At 75.8% G+C, this 1,462-nt stretch carries 2 protein-coding genes; one reads left to right on the top strand and one right to left on the bottom strand.

What is annotated here, in order from left to right; all coding sequences use genetic code 11:
- On the bottom strand, positions 1-779 hold a 779-nt coding region (locus GT030_RS06515), incomplete at its 3' end, for a DUF5937 family protein (RefSeq protein WP_161200255.1).
- 74 nt (positions 780-853) lie between these two features.
- Here GT030_RS06515 and GT030_RS06510 point away from each other — a divergent pair.
- Positions 854-1,462 (top strand): MFS transporter (locus GT030_RS06510; protein WP_161200254.1); only part of this gene is annotated, 609 nt, incomplete at its 3' end.

Genomic DNA, 1,462 nt, shown 5'->3' with positions numbered 1-1,462 from the left:
TTGCGGCCCAGCAGGCGCACGAGCGCCTCCGGGGTCCGGGCGCCCGGCTCGGCCCACAGGCCGCCGACACCGCGCGCCGGATAGACGAGGGTCGGCTGCCACGGCGGGTCGAAGCCGGTGATCACGTCCGGCCAGCAGAACACGCTCGGCATCAGCACCAGGCCCCGCCCGCCGAGCCGGCGCTCGTACACCCCGCCGGGCAGGGTCAGGGTGCGGCCGTCCCAGCTCAGCCGGGCGTCCAGCTCGGGCAGCAGGGTGCCGAGGCCGACCTCGGCGAGACGACGCGAGTGGAAGGCCACGTCCGCCTCCAGCAGCGCCCGCAGCCGGGGCCACTCCGGCTCCACCAGCACCCGCCAGGCCACCTCCAGGGCGTCCGCCAGCTCCCGCACCATCCGCACCGGGTCCGCCAGCCACGCCCGGCCCTGCTCCGAGGCCGGCGCGCCCGGCGTGCAGGCCAGGGAGCGGGCGGTGTCCTCGCGGGCCGCCTCCGGGTCGGCCGCCCGTACCGCCGCGATCTCCTCCTCGAAGGTGGCCGCCGGGCCGATCGGCGGTGGTCCGAGCCAGTCGGGGGAGTGGCCCCGGCGGGGCATCAGCAGCCACAGCGGAGCGAGGTCCAGACCGGCCGCCGCCGTACGGATGCGGCGCAGCCACGGCACGTGGTAGCCCTGCCGGTCCGGGCGGCGCAGCGTGCGCACCGCGTCGTGGGTCTCCCACAGCGGGGAGACGGCGAACCGGCAGTTCAGGAAGTCGTCCTCACCGAAATGCAGGTGCGAGGCCACGGCTGCTCCTCCTGACATTCGGCTGGAGCCGAAACTCTACGCCGACCGGCCCTGCCCCCGGCAGGCTGCCCGCCATGTCCGCACTGCCCACGGCCCCGGTGGCCCCCCGTACCGGATACCGCCACGTCCTGGCCGTCCCCGAGTTCCGCGCCCTCTTCGCCGCGCATGTGCTGTCCCTGCTCGGGACGGTCGTCAGCGAGATCGCGCTGTCCGTCCTCGTCTACGACCTCACCGCCTCGCCCCTGATGAGCGCGCTCGCCTTCGCGGCCGGCTTCCTGCCGTACGCCCTCGGCGGCACCCTGCTCGCGCCGGTCGCCGACCGGTTCCCGGCCCGGCGGGTACTGGTGGTGTGCGACCTGGTGTGCGCCGCGTGCGTGGCGGTGATGGTGGTGCCGGGGACGGGGGTCGCGGTGCTGCTGGCGCTGCGCTGCGGGGTGGCCGTCGTCTCGCCGGTCTTCTCCGGCACCCGGATGGCGACCCTCGCGGACGTCCTCGGGGACGGTGACGCCTTCGTGCTCGGGCGGTCCCTGATCCGGATCGTCTCGCAGAGCGCCCTGCTCGTCGGGTACGGGACCGGCGGGCTGCTGCTGACCGTCGTCAGCCCCCGGCACGCGCTGCTGATCACGGTCGGGACCTTCCTCGCCTCGGCCGCGCTGCTGCGCTTCGGCACCCGGCGGCGGCCG

The organism is Streptomyces sp. SID1328 (assembly GCF_009865595.1).
GTDB classification, from domain to species: Bacteria; Actinomycetota; Actinomycetes; order Streptomycetales; family Streptomycetaceae; genus Streptomyces; species Streptomyces griseoluteus.
Note: the sequence above shows the minus strand (reverse complement) of the source record. Positions and strands in the feature narration are given on the sequence as shown.